This is a genomic window from Croceibacterium selenioxidans, assembly GCF_018599195.1.
Classification (GTDB): Bacteria; Pseudomonadota; Alphaproteobacteria; order Sphingomonadales; family Sphingomonadaceae; genus Croceibacterium_A; species Croceibacterium_A selenioxidans.
Window position 1 is genome coordinate 539,193 of sequence record NZ_JAHFVK010000002.1, and the last position, 16,654, is coordinate 555,846.

Below are 16,654 nucleotides of genomic sequence, written 5' to 3' on the forward strand. Positions count from 1 at the left end.
GTCAGTGATTATGCCGCGGCAGCTTGCGTGAGGTTCCGCGGTACTTGAGCGCGAAGTTCATCACCCCACCCTCGCCGAGCTGGCCGGTCTTTTCGCGGTAGAGTTCTTCCCACGGGGTCTGCGAATCCGGCACCGGCGGGATCGGGTCTTCCGCCCGCCGCCGCGCGATTTCGGCCTCGTCCACCAGCGCGTCGCACGTGCGGGCGTTCAGGTCGACGCGGATCGTGTCCCCTGTGCGCAGCCAGGAAAGGCCGCCACCCACCGCGCTCTCGGGCGAGACATTGAGGATCGAGGGACTGTCCGATGTGCCCGACTGGCGCCCGTCGCCGAGCGTGGGCAGCCATTCGATGCCGCGACGGATCAGCGCATCCGGCGGCTGCATGTTGACCACTTCTGCCGAACCGGGCCAGCCGATGACGCCCGAGCCGCGGATGACGAGAATGCAGTTCTCGTCGATCGCCAGCGAGGGGTCGTTGATCCGGTGATGGTAGTCGTCCGACCCGTCGAACACGATGGCCCGCGATTCGAACACGTTCTCCTGCCCCGGACGGTTGAGATAGCGCTGGCGGAACTCCTCGGAAATCACCGAGGTCTTGAGGATGCCGAAGTCGAACAGGTTGCCGCGCAGGGTCATGAACCCCGCGCTCTCCTGCAGCGGTTCATCGAATCTCAGGATCATCTCACGGTCGGTGCTTTCGTGACCGGCCAGGTTTTCCGCCAGGCTCTTGCCGGTGCAGGTCAGGCAGTCGCCGTGGAGCTTTCCAGCCTGGAGCAGTTCCCACATCGCCGCCGGCACGCCACCGGCGCGGTGAAAGCGTTCACCGAGATATTTGCCCGCCGGTTGCATGTTCACCAGCAGCGGCAAGTCGTAGCCATGGTGCTGCCAGACATCGAGTTCGAGGTCGACGCCAGCGTGGCGAGCCATCGCCATGATGTGCGGCTGGGCGTTGGAAGAGCCGCCTATGACGCTGACCGTAGCTATGGCGTTGAGGAACGCCTCGCGGTCAAGGATGCGCGAGGGGCGCAGATCCTCGTGCACCATCTCCACGATTCGCCGTCCGGTGCGATAGGCGTACTGGCCCCGCTCGCGATAAGGCGCCGGGATTGCCGCGCATCCGGTAAGCGAAAGGCCGAGCGCTTCGGCAACCGCATTCATCGTGCTGGCGGTGCCCATCGAGTTGCAGTGACCGGCCGAGGGAGCGCTATCACAAGCGCGCGCAAGAAATTCGTCCTCGTTGATTTCACCCGCCGCCAGCAGGCGACGTGAGCGCCAGATCACCGTGCCGGAGCCGACCAGCTCGCCTTCGTGCCAGCCGTCGAGCATCGGTCCGCCCGACAGCACGATCGCCGGAATGTCCACCGTGCTCGCGGCCATGATCTGGCTCGGCGTGGTCTTGTCGCAGCCGGTGGTGAGTACGACGCCGTCGATCGGATAGCCGTTAAGCAGTTCGACGAGGCCGAGGTAGAGCAGGTTGCGGTCGAGTGCCGCGGTTGGCCGGCGGCAGTTCTCGAAGATCGGATGGACCGGAAACTCAATCGGGATGCCGCCCGCGTCGCGAATGCCATCGCGCGTGCGCTTGGCCAGTTCGAGGTGGATGCGGTTGCATGGCGAAAGATCGCTGCCCGACTGGGCAATGCCGATGATGGGTTTGCCCGAGCGCAGCTCCTCCGGAGTGATGCCATAGTTCATGAACCGCTCCAGATAGAGCGCGGTCATGTCCATGCGTTCGAGGTTGTCGAACCAGTCACGCGAACGGAGCTTGGCCGGCTTTTCAGCCATCAGATGTTGGTCCTCGTTTCATGGCACGGCGCACGAGGCCGGGAGCGGCGTCCGATTGCCGACGTACCAGTGTGTAATCCAGGGTGATGTGGCTTGGCTTCGCGGCCTTGCCGGAACGGTTGCCGCGCAGTTCGCTGGCGAGCAGATCGACCGCACGGCGCGCCATTTCGGCGATCGGCTGGCGGATCGTGGTCAGCTCGGGCCAGATGGTGCTGGCAATCGCGGTATCGTCGAAGCCGCAGACCGAGAGGTCGACCGGAACGTCGAGATGACGACGATGGGCCACGGCCACGACGGCCGCGGCCATGTCGTCGTTCGAAGCGAAGATCGCTGTCGGCGGGTCGGGCTGGTCGAGCAACCGCACGGCGGCGTCATAACCCGAACGGTAAGTGAAGAGCCCTTGCATGACCAGGCCGTCGGTCACCTCGAGACCCGAGGCCTTCATCGCATCGAGGAATCCCGAAAGCCGCTGGCCACTCGCTGTCTGGTGCGGGTTGCCGATGACGAAGCCGACGCGCTTGTGGCCGAGGCCGATGATGTGGGCCGTCATGTCGTAGGCCGCCTGGTATTCGTCGATCAGCACCGCCGAATGATCGGCATGCGGTCGGCCTGGGCCGACCTGGATCGCGCGCGTGCCTTGCTTGGCCAGCATGTCGAGCAGCGCGGTCTCGTCACACAATGGCGATGGCAGCAGGAATCCGTCGATCCCGCTTTCGACGAGGCGGCGAACCACCTTCTCCTCGTCCTTGTCGAATTCGCACTGTTCGACGACGAGGTGCACATCGCTGCGGCTTGCCTGGTCGAGGCTGCCCATCAGGAGCTCGCTCAGGTACGATGCCGAGGGGTTGGAGTAGAGCAGGGCGATGCGGTTCTGCGCCGCACCAGCAAGGCTGCGTGCCGCCCGGTTGGGCTTGTAGTTGAGTTGCTCGATCGCATCGAGCACGGCCTGCCGTGTCTCTTCGCGAACGCTCGGTTCGTTGTTGGTCACGCGGCTGACCGTCATGGGAGAACAGTTCGCCAGTCGCGCGACGTCATTGATGGTGGGCTGGCCAGATTGCCGCCGATTGATCCTGCGAGGAGGTATGCCAGTGTCAGCCATGTGTGCCTCTTTCCGCAGCATCTCGGCCACGGCAAGCTTTTTGCCCCGGGAGAACGGTTTGCCGCATCAGTTACCCGGTGCCTCCGGGAAGGTCAGCGAGCGGTAATAGTCGAGCGAATGCTCCGGAGGGCGGGTGCCCGCGGGCAGGCCGAGACCGTTGATCGACTGCCAGTAGGCGATCGAAGCATCACGCCACCACCGGGCTTCCTGCTGCTGAATCCGCAGGTTTTCAGCGACGTCGGTGAAGCGCTGCGCGTCGACGTAAGGTTCGAGCGAGGCCCAGGTCTGCGCCATCGCATCGACGCGGGCCACGCCGGCGTCATAGCGGCCCACCAGCTCGTTCCACAACGGCTTGCCCGAAGGCATGGCGAAGTCCCAGGTCACGTGATGAAACCAGAGCAAGTAGTCCGGACTGGTCTTCCCGGGCTCGTCCCACTGTGCGGCGACTGCGGGCGCGTACTGCGACAGTGCGTTGCTGCCGCTGGCCGTGCGATCGAAGCCGATGCCCTCCTTGTCGGCGCGGCTGTAGTACATCGGATTCCATTCGGGACGGGCCAGGTCGGCCACCCACGGTCCGGGGCCGTAATGATGCCCGGTCGCCATCTGGTGAGTGAGCCCCAGGGGCGTCATGTAATCGACCGCCGCTTGCCGGCTGCCGAGCATCAGCGGCACCACGGCGTCCAGGAACGGCTGTTCGCGGCTGAAGGTCTGCGCCGCCCATTCGCGCGCAATGGCCTCGCTCGACAATCCGGGATCCCACGCCAGCCGGCCGAAGGCGTACCAGTTCGCCTGGTCGAAGTGCGACCCGCTCCAGTTACGGTCGGAGCCGGTGTTGGCGACGCCCGCCATGCCGACCGGCGCGATCACGTCCGCCACCGTCCCGCCGCGCCCCGTGTCAGCCCGCAGTACCTCCTCCCACATCGGTGCGAGGAACACGAGGTGAGTGGCAAAGCCGAGGTATTCCTTGGTCAGTTGCGTTTCGAGCATCAGCCGGGTCTTGGGCATGGCCCCGAACAGCGGATGGAATGGTTCGCGCGGCTGGAAGTCGATCGCGCCGTTCTTGACCTGCACGATCACGTTCCCGGCAAACTTGCCGTCGAGCGGCACGAACTCCGCATAGGCTTGCTTGGCGCGGTCGGTCGGGTCCACTTCGGAATAGACGAAGGCGCGCCAGATCACCGTACCCCGGTCTCCGATCGCGCGAGCCATCATGTTGGCCCCGTCGGCGTGGGTGCGGCCATAGTCTTGCGGCCCCGGCTGGCCTTCGGAGTTGGCCTTGACCAGGAACCCGCCGAAGTCGGGGATCGCGGCGTAGATCTCGTCTGCCCGCTCCTTCCACCAGGCCTCCACTCGCGGGTCGAGCGGATCCGCCGTCGGCAAACCACCGATCTCGTGCGGGGCGGAGAAGCGAGCTGAGATGTAGAGCCGGATGCCGTAAGGCCGCAGCGCATCGGCGACGCGCTTGAGCTTGGGGATGTAGCGGTCGGTCAGGAAGAGCGGACTGGCGTTGACATTGTTCACCACCGTGCCGTTGATGCCGATCGAGGCATTGGCGCTGGCGTAGTCGAGGAGCCGCTGGTCGAGATGGTCGGGCAGTCGCCACCAGTCGAAGATCGAACGGCCGGAATAGCCACGTTCGACGTAACCGTCAGGATTGTCCCAGTGGTTGAGCATGCGCAGCGGCATGGCAGGCTTTTCGTCGAGATTGACGGCAAGCGGGTCCTCCCCTTGCGAGAGCTCGCGCAGCAGGGCGTAGACGCCGTAGAGGCAGCTGATCGAACCAGGGCCGCTGATCTTCACGGTCTTGTTCGAGCGATCCGCCGCGACTCTGAAGCGCCCGTCGTTCGGCTTGCCGTCGCCCCTGCAGTCCAGTTCAAAACTGGCGGGCGTATTCGGAAGGGACCGAGGCATGGTCCCGACGCCCCAGGGGTCCCGTTTCCCGCCGAGTTTCAGCAATCCCCGTTCCAGTTCGGCCGTCGCCACCTTGATTGTAGGGTCGTCGCCATTTCGCGCATAGATCGAAGGCGGGCCGCGATCGAGCCAAGGCGCATCCTCGAGCGGGGCATGGCGCAGCCACAGCGCATAACCGTCTTCAGCCCGCGCGGTCCCACCCAGCGTCAGCGCAAAAAGCAACGCGATCAAGGTCGCGCAGCGATTGAGCCTGCGATTCAGGGTGTTGGAAACCACGATTGACAGCGCCTCTCCCGATCCTCATGGTAGCGCTATCAAAATTAGCCGCGCAGTCAAGCGCGACAGGGAGGAGAGGAGCCCATGGCTCACCGAATTAAGGCCGCGCTGCTTGCGGCAAGTGCCGGATTTTTGGCGGTTTCCAGCCTGGCGACCGCGCCGGCTTATGCCCAGCAACAGACGGTCCCGACGCGCATCAAGCGCCCGATGGCCGATGCGCCCTATTGGAATGCCTCGCTCCCGGTCGAGCAGCGCGTGGCCGACCTTCTCGCCCGCATGACGCTGGAAGAGAAGGTCGCGCAGATCATTTCGGTCTGGGACAGCAAGCAGCAGATCCAGAACGACGACAACACCTTCTCGGCGGCGAAAGCTTCCCAGGTTTACCCGAACGGACTTGGCCAGATCGCCCGACCGTCCGACACCAAGGGTCCGGTGAGCCCCCGTGTGGAGCGCCGCCGCGACATCGACAGCAGCGTCGACTACGTGATCGCCGCGCAGAAGTGGGCGATGGAGCAAACCCGGCTCGGCATCCCGATCCTGTTCCATGAAGAATCGCTGCACGGCTTCGCGGCACGCGACGCGACGGCTTTCCCGCAGGCCATCGGCCTCGCCTCTTCCTGGGATCCGGACCTGCTGCGCGAGGTGAACAGCCTGATCGCCAGCGAAGTCCGCGCGCGCGGCGTGCACAATGTGCTCTCTCCTGTAGTGGACGTCGCGCGCGACCCTCGCTGGGGCCGCATCGAGGAAACCTTCGGCGAGGACCCATTCCTGGTCGGAGAACTCGGCGTCGCCTCGGTCGAGGGTTTGCAAGGCGTCGGCACGCAGCGCACCATCGGTCCGGGCAAGGTGTTCGGCACGCTCAAGCACATGACCGGCCACGGCCAGCCCGAAAGCGGCACCAACGTGGGCCCGGCTCCGATCAGCGAGCGCACCTTGCGGGAGATGTTCTTCCCGCCGTTCCAGCAAGTCGTGACCCGCACCGGCATCGACGCGGTCATGGCGAGCTATAACGAGATCGACGGCGTGCCGAGCCATGCCAACCCCTGGCTGCTCAACGGCGTTCTGCGCGGCGAGTGGGGCTATCCGGGCGCGGTCGTCTCCGACTATTACGCGATCGAGGACCTGTCGCGCCTGCACCACATCGCGCCCGACTATAAGACAGCGGCGATCATGGCGCTCAACGCCGGGGTCGACGTGGACTTGCCCGAAGGCGGCGGGTTCCGGAACCTGACCGCGGCGGTGCAATCGGGCGAAGTGCCGATGGCCGCGATCGACCGCGCCGTCTCGCGCTTCCTGACGATGAAGTTCAACGCCGGTCTGTTCGAGAACCCGTGGCCCGATCGGGCCGAGGCCCGCCGGTCCAACGGTCCTGCGGGCGTGGCGCTCGCTCGCCGCGCGGCTGACCGTTCGCTGGTCCTGCTCAAGAACGATGGCGTCCTGCCGCTCGCCTTGCCCGCCGCCGGTAGCGCCAAGCCGACGATCGCGGTGATCGGTCCCAATGCCGACGTCGCCCGTCTCGGCGGCTATTACGGAGAGCCACGCGCCAGCGTCTCGCCGCTTGCCGGCATCCAGGCGCTGGTCGGCAACCGCGCCAACGTTGTACACTCGCAAGGCATTGTCCTTACCGAGAACGACGACTGGTGGGCGGACGAGGTCAAGCTTGGCGATCCGGAGCAAAACCGCCAGCGCATCGCCCAGGCCGTCGAAGCCGCTCGCGGGGCCGACACCATTCTGCTGTTCATCGGCGATACTGAGCAGACCAGCCGCGAAGGGTGGGCCAATTCGCATCTCGGCGACCGCTCGAGCCTCGATCTCGTCGGCCAGCAGCAGGAATTGTTCGATGCGCTCAAGGCCCTCGGCAAGCCGATCGTCGCGGTGCTTACCAACGGCCGCCCGCCCAGCTATCCGAAAGTCGCTGCCGAGGCCGATGCGATTCTCGAAACCTGGTATGCCGGCGAACAGCAAGGCAATGCCATTGCCGACGCGCTGTTCGGGGTAACCAATCCCGGTGGCAAGCTGCCGGTGACTGTGGCGCGCGAAGTGGGCCAGCTTCCGATCTTCTACAACTACAAGCCCAGCGCCCGGCGCGGTTACTTGTTCAGCGAAGTGACCCCGCTCTACCCGTTCGGGTTCGGCCTCTCGTACACCACCTTCAACCTCGCCGACCCGACACTTTCCGCCTCCACCATCAGGCCCGGAGACGGCGTGACGGTTCGCGTCGCCGTCACCAACACCGGTAACCGCGCGGGTGACGAGGTGGTGCAGGTCTATCTGCGTGACGAGGTCAGCACGGTCACCCGTCCGGTCAAGGAACTGGTCGGGTTCGAGCGCGTGACGCTCCAGCCGGGCGAGACGAAGCAGGTCGAGATTCCGATCCGCTCGGATTCCTTCGCGCTGTGGAACCGCGAGATGAAGCGCGTGGTCGAGCCCGGCGAGTTCACCATCATGACCGGTGCGAACTCGCAGGACGTGAAAAGCGTCAAGCTGACGGTTACGCCTTGAGCAGCCCGCTTAATCGCCGTGGTGCGCTCAAGCTCCTCGGTGGAGGCAGCCTGGCCGCGCTAGCCGTGTGCCAGGCGCCGCTCGCCTTCGCTCAGGCGGGCCCGTTGTACAAGGATGCCGCGGCGCCGATCCCGGCCCGCGTGGCGGATCTCATGGCCCGCATGACGTTGCCCGAAAAGATCGCCCAGATTCGCGCCGCCTGGGCCGGCAAAGGTGACATGATCGACGGCCTCACCTTCGTCCCGGCTAAGGCGAGCGCGGCCTTTCCAGACAGCATTGGCCATGTCACCCGGCCCTCAGACAAGCGCGGCGTTCCGGGCATCACCGGCGCGGCGGGCGGTACCGCGGCTCGCTGGCGCACTCCGAAGGAAACGGTCGAGTTCATCAACGCCCTGCAGAAATGGGCGCTGGAAGACACCCGCCTCGGCATTCCGATCCTGCTGCACGAGGAATCGCTCCACGGCTACATGGCTACGGAGGCGACCATGTTCCCGCAGGCCATCGCCCTCGCCGGCGCGTTCGATGCGGACCTCATGCGCCGGGTGCAGTCGGTCATCGCCCGCGAAGTCCGTGCGCGCGGCGTGCCTTACGTCCTCTCGCCCGTTGTCGACATCGTGCGCGACCCGCGCTGGGGCCGGATCGAGGAGACCTTCGGCGAAGATCCCTATCTGGTCGCCGAACTGGGCGTCGCCGCGGTCGAAGGCTTGCAGGGCCCCGGCAAGTTCGAGCGGCTGGGCCCGGGCAAGGTATTCGCCACGCTCAAGCACATGACCGGCCACGGCCAGCCCGAGTCCGGCAACAACGTCGCTCCGGCGCAACTGGGCGAGCGCGAATTGCGCGAGTTCTTCTTCCCGCCGTTCCGCGAAGTCGTCCGCCGCACCTCAATCGGTGCGGTCATGCCCAGCTACAACGAGATCGATGGTGTGCCGAGCCACGCCAACACCTGGCTGCTGGGCGAAGTGCTGCGGGGCGAATGGGGCTTCGACGGCATCATCGCCAGCGATTACGGCGGCGTACACGAACTCGCCACCCTGCACCACGTTGCCAGGGACGAGGCAGAGGCCGCGCATATGGCGCTGCTGGCCGGAGTCGACAGCGAACTCCCCGAAGGCCAGGCCTTCCGCACCCTCGCCGCTCAGGTCGAGGCGGGGACGGTTCCGGTCGAGCTGATCGACCGCGCCTGCGCTAGGATGCTGACTTTCAAGTTCCGCGCCGGGCTGTTCGAAAACCCCTACGGCGACTGGAACGTCACGCGCACGATCACCGGCAACGCAGAAGCCCGCGCGCTGGCGCTCGAGGCCGCCCGCAAGTCGCTGTGTCTGTTGACCAACCGAGACGCCGCCCTGCCGCTCGACCCGGCGAAGATGGGCCGTGTGGCCGTAATCGGTCCTAACCACGCCATCGCCCGCCTGGGTGGCTACTCGAGCATCCCCAAGCAGACCACCAGCCTGATCGAAGGTCTCAAGCAAATCGCGCCCGGTGCCGATTTCGTGACCGCGCAGGGCGTGTTCATCACTAAGAGCGAGGATCGCTCCGCCGACCTCATCGAGCTGGCCGACCGCGAGCAGAACCTGCGTCTGATCGACGAGGCGGTTGCCCTCGCCCGCACCGCCGACACCATTGTCCTCGCGATCGGCGATACCGAGCAGACCAGCCGCGAAGGCTTCGCCAAGAACCACCTCGGCGACCGGACCGATATCGACATCGTGGGCGAACAGAACGAGCTGGTCGATGCGCTCGCCGCTCTCGGCAAGCCGCTGATCGTCTGCGCGATAAACGGCCGCCCGCCCAGCTGGCCCAATGTCGTCGCCAAGGCCGGCGCGGTGCTCGAATGCTGGTATCCGGGCCAGGAAGGCGGCGTCGCCATGGCCGAGGCGCTGCTTGGCAAGCTCAACCCGGGCGCCAAGCTGCCCGTCACCGTCGTGCGCAATTCGGGGCAGGTGCCCTATTTCAACGACCGCAAGCCAAGTTCCCGGCGCGGCTACCTGTTCGACGACGCCAGCGCGCTGTTCCCGTTTGGGCACGGTCTGTCGTACACGAGTTTCGAAATCTCCGAGCCGCGGGTTCCCACGGCCCGCGTCGCTGCCGGGCAGCCGGTAGAGGTCTCCGTCGACGTGACCAACACCGGCAACCGGGCGGGTGACGAGGTCGTGCAGCTCTATGTCGGCCTGCCCTACCGCTCGGTCACCACCCCGATCATCGCGCTCAAAGGCTTCGAGCGGGTGACGCTGGCTCCCGGTGAACGGCGCACCCTGCGCTTCACGCTCGAACCGCGGCACCTCTCGATCTGGAACCGCGAAATGCAGGAGGTGGTCGAACCGGGGCCGGTCACCGTCTCGGTCGGCAATAGCTCGGCCAACCTGAAGCAGGCGGAGTTCACGCTCGCATGACCGTCGCGGCAGCCCCAGGCACCATCATCAAGTCCGGCGGCCGGTATCGCTGGTCGATTTGTCTGCTCCTCTTTCTCGTCATCACCATCAACTACGTGGACCGCCAGGTTCTCGGTGTGCTCAAGCCGATCATCGAGGACGACATGGGCTGGAGCGAGGTCGATTACGGCAACATCGTCACCGCCTTCCAGGCCAGCTACGGCATCGGCTTGCTGGTCGTCGGGCGCTGGCTCGACCGGGTGGGCACTCGCAAGGGCATGGCCATCGCCATTACGTTATGGAGCCTTGCCGCCATCTTCCATTCGGTGGCTCGGACGGTCCTGCAATTCATCCTCGTCCGTGTGGCCCTGGGCGTGGCGGAAAGCGCAGCTTACCCTGGTGCGGTCAAGTCGGTCGCCGAGTGGTTTCCTCGACGCGAGCGGGCGCTCGGCGTCGGCATCCTCAACGCCGGTGCCAACGTTGGCGTGCTGATGACCCCGATCGTCGGCATCCTGGTCGCCGGCCTTTACGGTTGGCGTGCCGCCTTCCTGGTGACAGGCTTGCTGGGCTTCATCGTCCTGGCTTTGTGGCTGTGGCTGTTCCGCCAACCGCACGAGCATCCCAAGCTCTCGGTCGCGGAACGGGCCTATATCGAACAGGATGGCGAAGACCCTGCCGGCGAGCCGCTTACTTGGCGCGACGCCATCCGCCAGCGTCAGGCCTGGTATTTCATCTGCGGGAAGTTCTTCACCGATCCGGTCTGGTACCTGTTCCTGTTCTGGCTGCCGGACTTCTTCGCCAAGACCCAGGGGATGGAGCTGTTCCCCAAGGGTGACACCGGCATTCTGGCCACGATCGGCCCGGCGCTGATCGGCGTGTACCTGCTGGCCGATGTGGGCTCGATCGCCGGGGGCTGGATCTCCTCGCACCTGATCCAGCGCGGCTGGAGCGTGAACCGGGCGCGCAAGACGACTCTGTTCGGCGCGGCGTTGCTCGCGCTGCCGATGGTCGGCGTGGTCGGCGCCGCCAATCCGCTGACGGCGGTGCTCATTATCGGCCTCGGCACGGCAGCGCACCAGGCGTTCTCCTCTAACATCTTCGCAATGATCACCGACCTCTATCCGCGGCGAGCGGTGGCGACGATCGCGGGCATGGGCGGAGCAGCGGGTGCGCTGGGCGGTATCCTGATCGCGCAGGCGACCGGGTGGACACTGGAGCTGACGGGAAGCTACCTGCCGATCGTGATCTATGCCGGCCTCGCCTACATGATCGCCTTCGGGATTATCCAGCTGCTGGTCCCGCGGATGGAACCGGCACCCTTGCGGGAGGCCGTGGCATGAATTTTCAAGCATCGCGTCGCAATGTCCTGGCTGGAATGGCCGCCCTGCCCGTGGCCGCCCAGGTAGCGCCTGCCGCCCTTGCTGCCTCAGCCGCACCGGCCGATGGGGGGGCGGGCCTCAACGCGCTCGCCCAGCGCAAGGGCCGCCGGTTCGGCAGCGCCATTGCCTGGAGCAAGGGGCCGATCGGGGGTTCGATCCAGAACCCGGACTACACTCGCATCGTCAAGGCCGAGTGCGGGATCGTCGTACCCGAGAACGAGTTGAAGTGGCAACGAACCCGTCCCGGGCCGACCAAGTTCGACTTCGCGAGGATGGACGACATCGTCCGCTGGACCCAGGCGAACGGCCTCGCCATCCGCGGCCATACGCTGCTCTGGCACCGGCCCCAGTGGTTTCCCAAGTGGCTCAACGATTACGACTTCGGCGCCAATCCGGTGCAGGAGGCTGAGCACTTGCTGACCACGCACATCCGCACGGTGACCGATCGCTACCGCGGAGTCATCAGCAGCTATGACGTGGTCAACGAAGCGATCGACCATGACACCAACGGGTTGATGCAGACCAGCCTGTCGCGGGCGATGGGCGGGGCCGAGGGGGTGCTTGACCTGGCCTTCCACACCGCGCGCGAACAACTGCCCGACGCGGAACTGGTCTACAACGACTACATGAGCTGGGAACCCACGCACGCCAAGCATTGTGCCGACGTGCTCCGCCTGCTCGAAGGCTTCCGCAAGCGCAACGTGCCGGTCGACACGCTGGGCATCCAGTCTCACATCGAAAACTTCTCGATCGATTCCGCGACCCAGGTTGGCCCTTATCGCGAGCGCCAGTGGCGCCAGTTCCTCGATGAGGCGGTGGCGATGGGCTACAAACTCCTGATCACCGAGTTCGACGTCAAGGACAAGGCGCTGCCCGCGGCGATCCCGGTGCGCGATGCCAAGGTCGCCGAGTTCGCCAGGCGCTATTTCGAAGTGATGCTCGATTACGAGCAACTGGGTGACATCCTCGCCTGGGGCATGGTCGACAAGTACAGCTGGCTGCAGGGCTTCGCACCGCGCGATGACGGGCTTGAGGTGCGCTGTTGCCCTTATGACTCGAAATACCAGGCGAAACCCTTGCGGGATTCCATTGCCCAGACGCTGACGGCAGCGTCAGTCTGAGCCCAATCCTCCCCGAGCTCGTCTCGGGGAGGCGGCGCGCACCGAAGGCGCGTGACGGAGGGGCAAGCGGAACAGCGCGAGAGCCCCTCCACCCCCGACTGCGTCGGCGGTCCCCTTCCCCGAGCGAGCTGGGGGAGGATTTGGAGGGTATCCCCCTCCCGCTTGCGGGAGGGGAGGACGCAGCTGTTCACCCGCGGGCGAATGCGGGCCTAACGCCGGGAAGACCAAAGTCGCGGACGGGCAAAGGCCGGCGCGTCCTGGGCGTCACAGGATTGCCTTGCGCGAGCATGGAGTGCGAACGGCGGCGAGGGCTGCGGCAAAACTCGCTACTCGGCCCTGTCGGACCCGAGGCGCTGGCGGTTAGGGCTCGCAGGTCCCGCCAGCGGTTGTCATCCCCGTATCCTGCGGACACCCTCTGACGATGTCGGAAGGGCGCCGGCCTTGCGCGGGAGAGAGAAGCGAAGCGCTAACCGCTCCCGCACCCGTCGCTGGTGTCAGTGGCATTCTGACGGCGGGGCATATAACCGATATGGTTTGTTATGTCAAGATGAATAACCGCTAGCACAATGCTGGGCAAAAAATTAGGCGCCGTCGCCAGGGAGTAGCGACGGCGCCATGCGGGCAGTATCGTTCCCGACTAGAAGTTACCGCGCACGATAAAGGAGAAGCGGCGGTCGTTCATGAAGTATGAGCGAGGCGCCAGTTTGCTCGGATCCCCGGTGTAGGCCTGCGAAGTCTTGGTGACTTCGTCGAGGATGTTCACCGCCTGGATACCAACTTTGATCTGCTCCGTTACGCTGTAGAAAATCGAAGCGTCGAGCTGCCCGGTCGCCTCGTTGAAGATCGAGGTGTACGGGAAGATCACGTCGGCCGCAGTGAGCAGGAACCTCGAGCGCCAGTTGTAGGCTGCGCGGATCGAGATCGGGCCCTTTTCATAGAAGACCGTCGCGTTGACGTTGTGCTTCGACAGGCCCTCGAGCGGCAGGTCGCCCGCCGGAATGGTCGACGGGTTAACCGGGGTGCCGGTGTTGAGGAACGTGTTCGGCAAGCCCGAGCTGTCGATGTACGAATAGTTGCCGTTGAAGCCGAGACCGTCGAACGGTGCAGGCAGGAAGTCGAACGTCTGCTGATAGGCGACTTCGAAGCCCTTGATCTTGCCGTGACCATCGTAGTTGGCCGGACCGCGGGTCTGGACCGGGAAGGTCACACCGTTATTGGTGATCGGTATGTCGACAACGCTCTGATAGAAGAAGTTTTTCACGTCCTTCCAAAACAGGTTCAGCGTTACCGAGCCGACATCGTCAAAGTAATACTCGCCGGTCAAGTCGATCTGCCAGGCCGTTGCCGGGATCAGGTAGGGGTTGCCGATCTGGGCAGTTAGCTCCCCGTTCCCGCTGATCGTCGTGGTCTGGAAGTTACGCACCAGAGCCTGATCCGGTCGAGTCAGAACCTTGGAGGCGGCGAAACGGAACAGCAATTCGTCCGTCACGCCGAGTCGCATGTTCAAGCTGGGCAGGATGTACGTGTAGTCGTTCTTCGCGGTGCTTGCGATGAACGTCGCTGTCGTGCCGGCCCAGGTCCGCAAATCCGCATACTCTGCGGGCGTCAGATTACACACGCCGCCAGGACGCGTGGCTGGGGTACCCGGCGGCGATCCGGGCGGAACGCGTAGCGGACAGCGGACGGCGTAGGAATCCTGGATGCCCAGGTCCGCCTGCGTCGGAATGCGCGTGCTGCCCGACGAGGTAATGTCGGTCGACACAAATCGGACACCGACGTTGCCCGCGAGACGGAGACCCTCGCCATCGTCGGGGGTCTCGAAGTTGACCATCGCATAGGCGCCCAGGTCCGACTGCGAGAGTGGCTGGATTTCGCTGGGCAGGTAATGCGTACCCGCGACCGCGTCCTCACGATCCCCCGCGCGTTCCCAATCGTTGGCACTGACACTGTTCGTCGCATGCCAAAGATCGTTGACCTGTCCGAGGAACGAAGCGGCGTTGTCGTAGTCCTTGATCAGGTCGCCGTTGTAATAATACGCTCCGAACGGTCCGGGGGTATTGTCCCGGAAGAAGTTCTGGAACCGGTAGAAGTCGACCTGGTCGCTGCCGATGTCGGCCAACGAAACCGGCGGACCGTTGCCCGACCAGACTTCACTCAGCACGCCCCAGTTGTAGGTCGTGTAACGCACGGTCTGATCGCGGTCGGCGTACCGGGCGCCGACCTTCACGCGGCGGATGAACGAGTCGTCGTCGAAGTTATAGGCGAGGTCTCCACGCAGCGCGTATTCGCGGCCATCGCTTTCTTCGAAGTGATCCATCGCGGCGCGCCAGAACTGGACGCGCTTGTCCATGAAGTATTCCCGGTCGGTCGCCGCGGCGATCGTCGGGTTGGGCGCAGCCCAGTTGGCGCTGAGGGTGTTGGGCTTGTGCGAGATGACGACCGGCAGGTTGCCCGTGAGATCAAGCTCCTGGTCCGCCCAGGTGGAACCGAACACGCTGACGTCGTCGACGTCATGCTCCGAATCCGTGTAATTGGCATCGAGGCTGAGGTCGATGCGATCACCGAGCTTGGTCTGGAAGTTCAGCCCATAGTCGGCAATCGTATTCTCTTCGAAGACCTGCCTGCGCGAGAGACTCTGCTGCATGCCGCCCGAAGGCACCCAGTTGTCCGCGCCATTACCGCTGCCTGCCGTACGCCAACCGCTGCCCGGGAGAGTGATGTAGCCACTTTCGAACAGGCCATCGGCGTCATACTGGTAATTGTCGAAAGCCTGGCCAAGGAGAGGCTGATAGCCGTTCCCCTGGTCATCCCCGCTGAAGTAGAACTGGCCGTTGGCGTCGATGCGGCATTGGGCGCGCACTGTCGGGTTGCTGTTGCCACCGCCGTTCCCGACACCTGACGTCACGTTGCCGTTGCCGTTCTGGTGGCAGCCAAGCGGATAGGTGTTGTACTCGGAAAGATCCGGTGCGGTTTCGAATGTATGCTCACCCCAGGAATTGGTGGTGTGCGAACGGATGAACTGAGCGGTTAGGAGGGAATCGCCGTCGGTCGACTCCCACTGAGCCGCCAGCGCGATACCGTCACGCTTCCGATCGAAATCCTGCGAGCGATACTGACCGCCGATAGGGGCATAGGCCACCGGCAAGAGGTCTGCGAGACCGTCCGCACCGGCCGTCGAAGGCTGACCGCAAAAGGTATCGGTCGGCGGAAGGGTGGAAGTATCCGTACTCGATGGAAGCTGGTTGCGGCAGATCTGCTGACCGTTCTGGCTCTGGAACGTGACCCGCGTGCCGTCGCGGGTCTGGAAGTTGGTGATCTGGATACCGTCGGCGCGGCTCTTGATCCGCGAGTACGAGGCGCTGCCGAGCAGGCCGATTGTGCCGATGCCGGTGTCCCAGGTATCGCTGATCAGGAACGATCCCGTCGGCGTCCATTCTCGAGCGAAGTCGCCATAGTTCGCTTCAGCCGAGAACGCGGCATGGAAGCCCTTGTTGTCGAACGGCTTGCGGGTGTTGAGGTTGACCGTGCCGGCCAGGCCGCCCTCGATCATGTCCGCTGTGGCGTTCTTGAAGATCTCGACCGAGCCGAGCAGTTCCGAAGGTACGTCGGCGAAGTTCAGCGACTGGCCGCCGACACCTGCCGAGAACGCATCGCGCCCGTTGAATTCGGAACGAACGAAGTTGAGGCCGCGAATGACCACGCCCGAACCTTCAACGGAGAAGTGATCCGGGTCGTTGGTACCGGCGAAGCGGTTGATCGACACGCCGGGAACGCGCTGCAGCGCTTCGGTAACCGAACGGTCGGGCAGAGCGCCGATGTCCTGCGCGGTGATCGCGTCGACGACAGTGTCGGCGTTGCGCTTGATTTCCTGAGCATTGGCAAGGCTGGCGCGAATGCCGGTGACGACGATTTCGCTGCCTTCGGTCGATTCGGGAGCCGATTCGTCCTGCGCCTGCGCCGTACCGGAGGCCATGAGAACGCCAATGGCAAACAAGGACCCCCCGGCCCTCAATGAATGCCGGAGTCCTGCGAAAGTACGCCCCTTTGAGATTCTCACGGTCGATTTCTCGGCCACGCCCTGTCCTCCCCTATGTTAGCGCTACCATTATGTTTTATCGGTGCGCCTATTGGGTTCCACGATAACTTTGTCCGTAGTGCTTGGCAAGTGGGCATAAAAACGGCAGGTAAAACGCAAAATAGAGGATCGTTGGGGGAGG

At 64.6% G+C, this 16,654-nt stretch carries 8 protein-coding genes; 4 read left to right on the forward strand and 4 right to left on the reverse strand.

Going from position 1 to position 16,654, the window contains the following annotated elements:
• Position 1 precedes the first annotated feature (1 nt).
• From KK137_RS11450 to KK137_RS11460, 3 genes are all read right to left on the reverse strand, one after another.
• Complete coding sequence (locus tag KK137_RS11450) at positions 2–1,780, reverse strand: IlvD/Edd family dehydratase (protein ID WP_214536552.1); 1,779 nt, start codon at positions 1,778–1,780, stop codon at positions 2–4.
• On the reverse strand, positions 1,773–2,879 hold the full coding sequence (locus KK137_RS11455) for a LacI family DNA-binding transcriptional regulator (RefSeq protein WP_214536553.1): 1,107 nt from the start codon (positions 2,877–2,879) through the stop codon (positions 1,773–1,775). The genes KK137_RS11450 and KK137_RS11455 overlap by 8 nt, the downstream gene beginning before the upstream one ends.
• 66 nt (positions 2,880–2,945) lie before the next feature.
• A complete protein-coding gene (locus KK137_RS11460; RefSeq protein WP_214537487.1) occupies positions 2,946–5,021 on the reverse strand; it encodes an alpha-glucuronidase in 2,076 nt (691 codons plus the stop codon).
• A gap of 129 nt (positions 5,022–5,150) precedes the next feature.
• Between KK137_RS11460 and KK137_RS11465 the strand changes: the two genes are divergently transcribed.
• The 4 genes from KK137_RS11465 to KK137_RS11480 are packed head-to-tail and all read left to right on the forward strand — an operon-like array spanning position 5,151 to position 12,437.
• Positions 5,151–7,568, forward strand: coding sequence for a glycoside hydrolase family 3 N-terminal domain-containing protein (locus KK137_RS11465; RefSeq protein WP_214536554.1), 2,418 nt, complete (start codon positions 5,151–5,153; stop codon positions 7,566–7,568).
• Positions 7,565–9,958, forward strand: a complete 2,394-nt coding sequence (locus KK137_RS11470) for a glycoside hydrolase family 3 N-terminal domain-containing protein (protein WP_420829325.1) — start codon at positions 7,565–7,567, stop codon at positions 9,956–9,958. Before KK137_RS11465 ends, KK137_RS11470 begins: the two co-directional genes overlap by 4 nt.
• Entirely contained in the window at positions 9,955–11,277 is a 1,323-nt protein-coding gene (locus tag KK137_RS11475; RefSeq protein ID WP_214536555.1) for an MFS transporter, read from the forward strand. The genes KK137_RS11470 and KK137_RS11475 overlap by 4 nt, the downstream gene beginning before the upstream one ends.
• A complete protein-coding gene (locus KK137_RS11480) occupies positions 11,274–12,437 on the forward strand; it encodes an endo-1,4-beta-xylanase (protein ID WP_214536556.1) in 1,164 nt (387 codons plus the stop codon). Before KK137_RS11475 ends, KK137_RS11480 begins: the two co-directional genes overlap by 4 nt.
• A gap of 637 nt (positions 12,438–13,074) precedes the next feature.
• On the opposite strand, the gene KK137_RS11485 is transcribed toward KK137_RS11480, so the two are convergent.
• Positions 13,075–16,410: a TonB-dependent receptor gene (locus KK137_RS11485; RefSeq protein ID WP_214536557.1), complete on the reverse strand. Its 3,336-nt coding sequence runs from the start codon at positions 16,408–16,410 to the stop codon at positions 13,075–13,077.
• Positions 16,411–16,654: the final 244 nt, after the last annotated feature.

Excerpts from the sequence above, each read along its gene's own strand:
- KK137_RS11450 (WP_214536552.1), bottom strand. The coding sequence starts at position 1,780 with ATGGCTGAAAAGCCGGCCAAGCTCCGTTCGCGTGACTGGTTCGACAAC.
- KK137_RS11455 (WP_214536553.1), bottom strand. The coding sequence starts at position 2,879 with ATGGCTGACACTGGCATACCTCCTCGCAGGATCAATCGGCGGCAATCT.
- KK137_RS11465 (WP_214536554.1), top strand. The coding sequence starts at position 5,151 with ATGGCTCACCGAATTAAGGCCGCGCTGCTTGCGGCAAGTGCCGGATTT.
- KK137_RS11475 (WP_214536555.1), top strand. The coding sequence starts at position 9,955 with ATGACCGTCGCGGCAGCCCCAGGCACCATCATCAAGTCCGGCGGCCGG.
- KK137_RS11480 (WP_214536556.1), top strand. The coding sequence starts at position 11,274 with ATGAATTTTCAAGCATCGCGTCGCAATGTCCTGGCTGGAATGGCCGCC.
- KK137_RS11485 (WP_214536557.1), bottom strand. The coding sequence starts at position 16,410 with ATGGCCTCCGGTACGGCGCAGGCGCAGGACGAATCGGCTCCCGAATCG.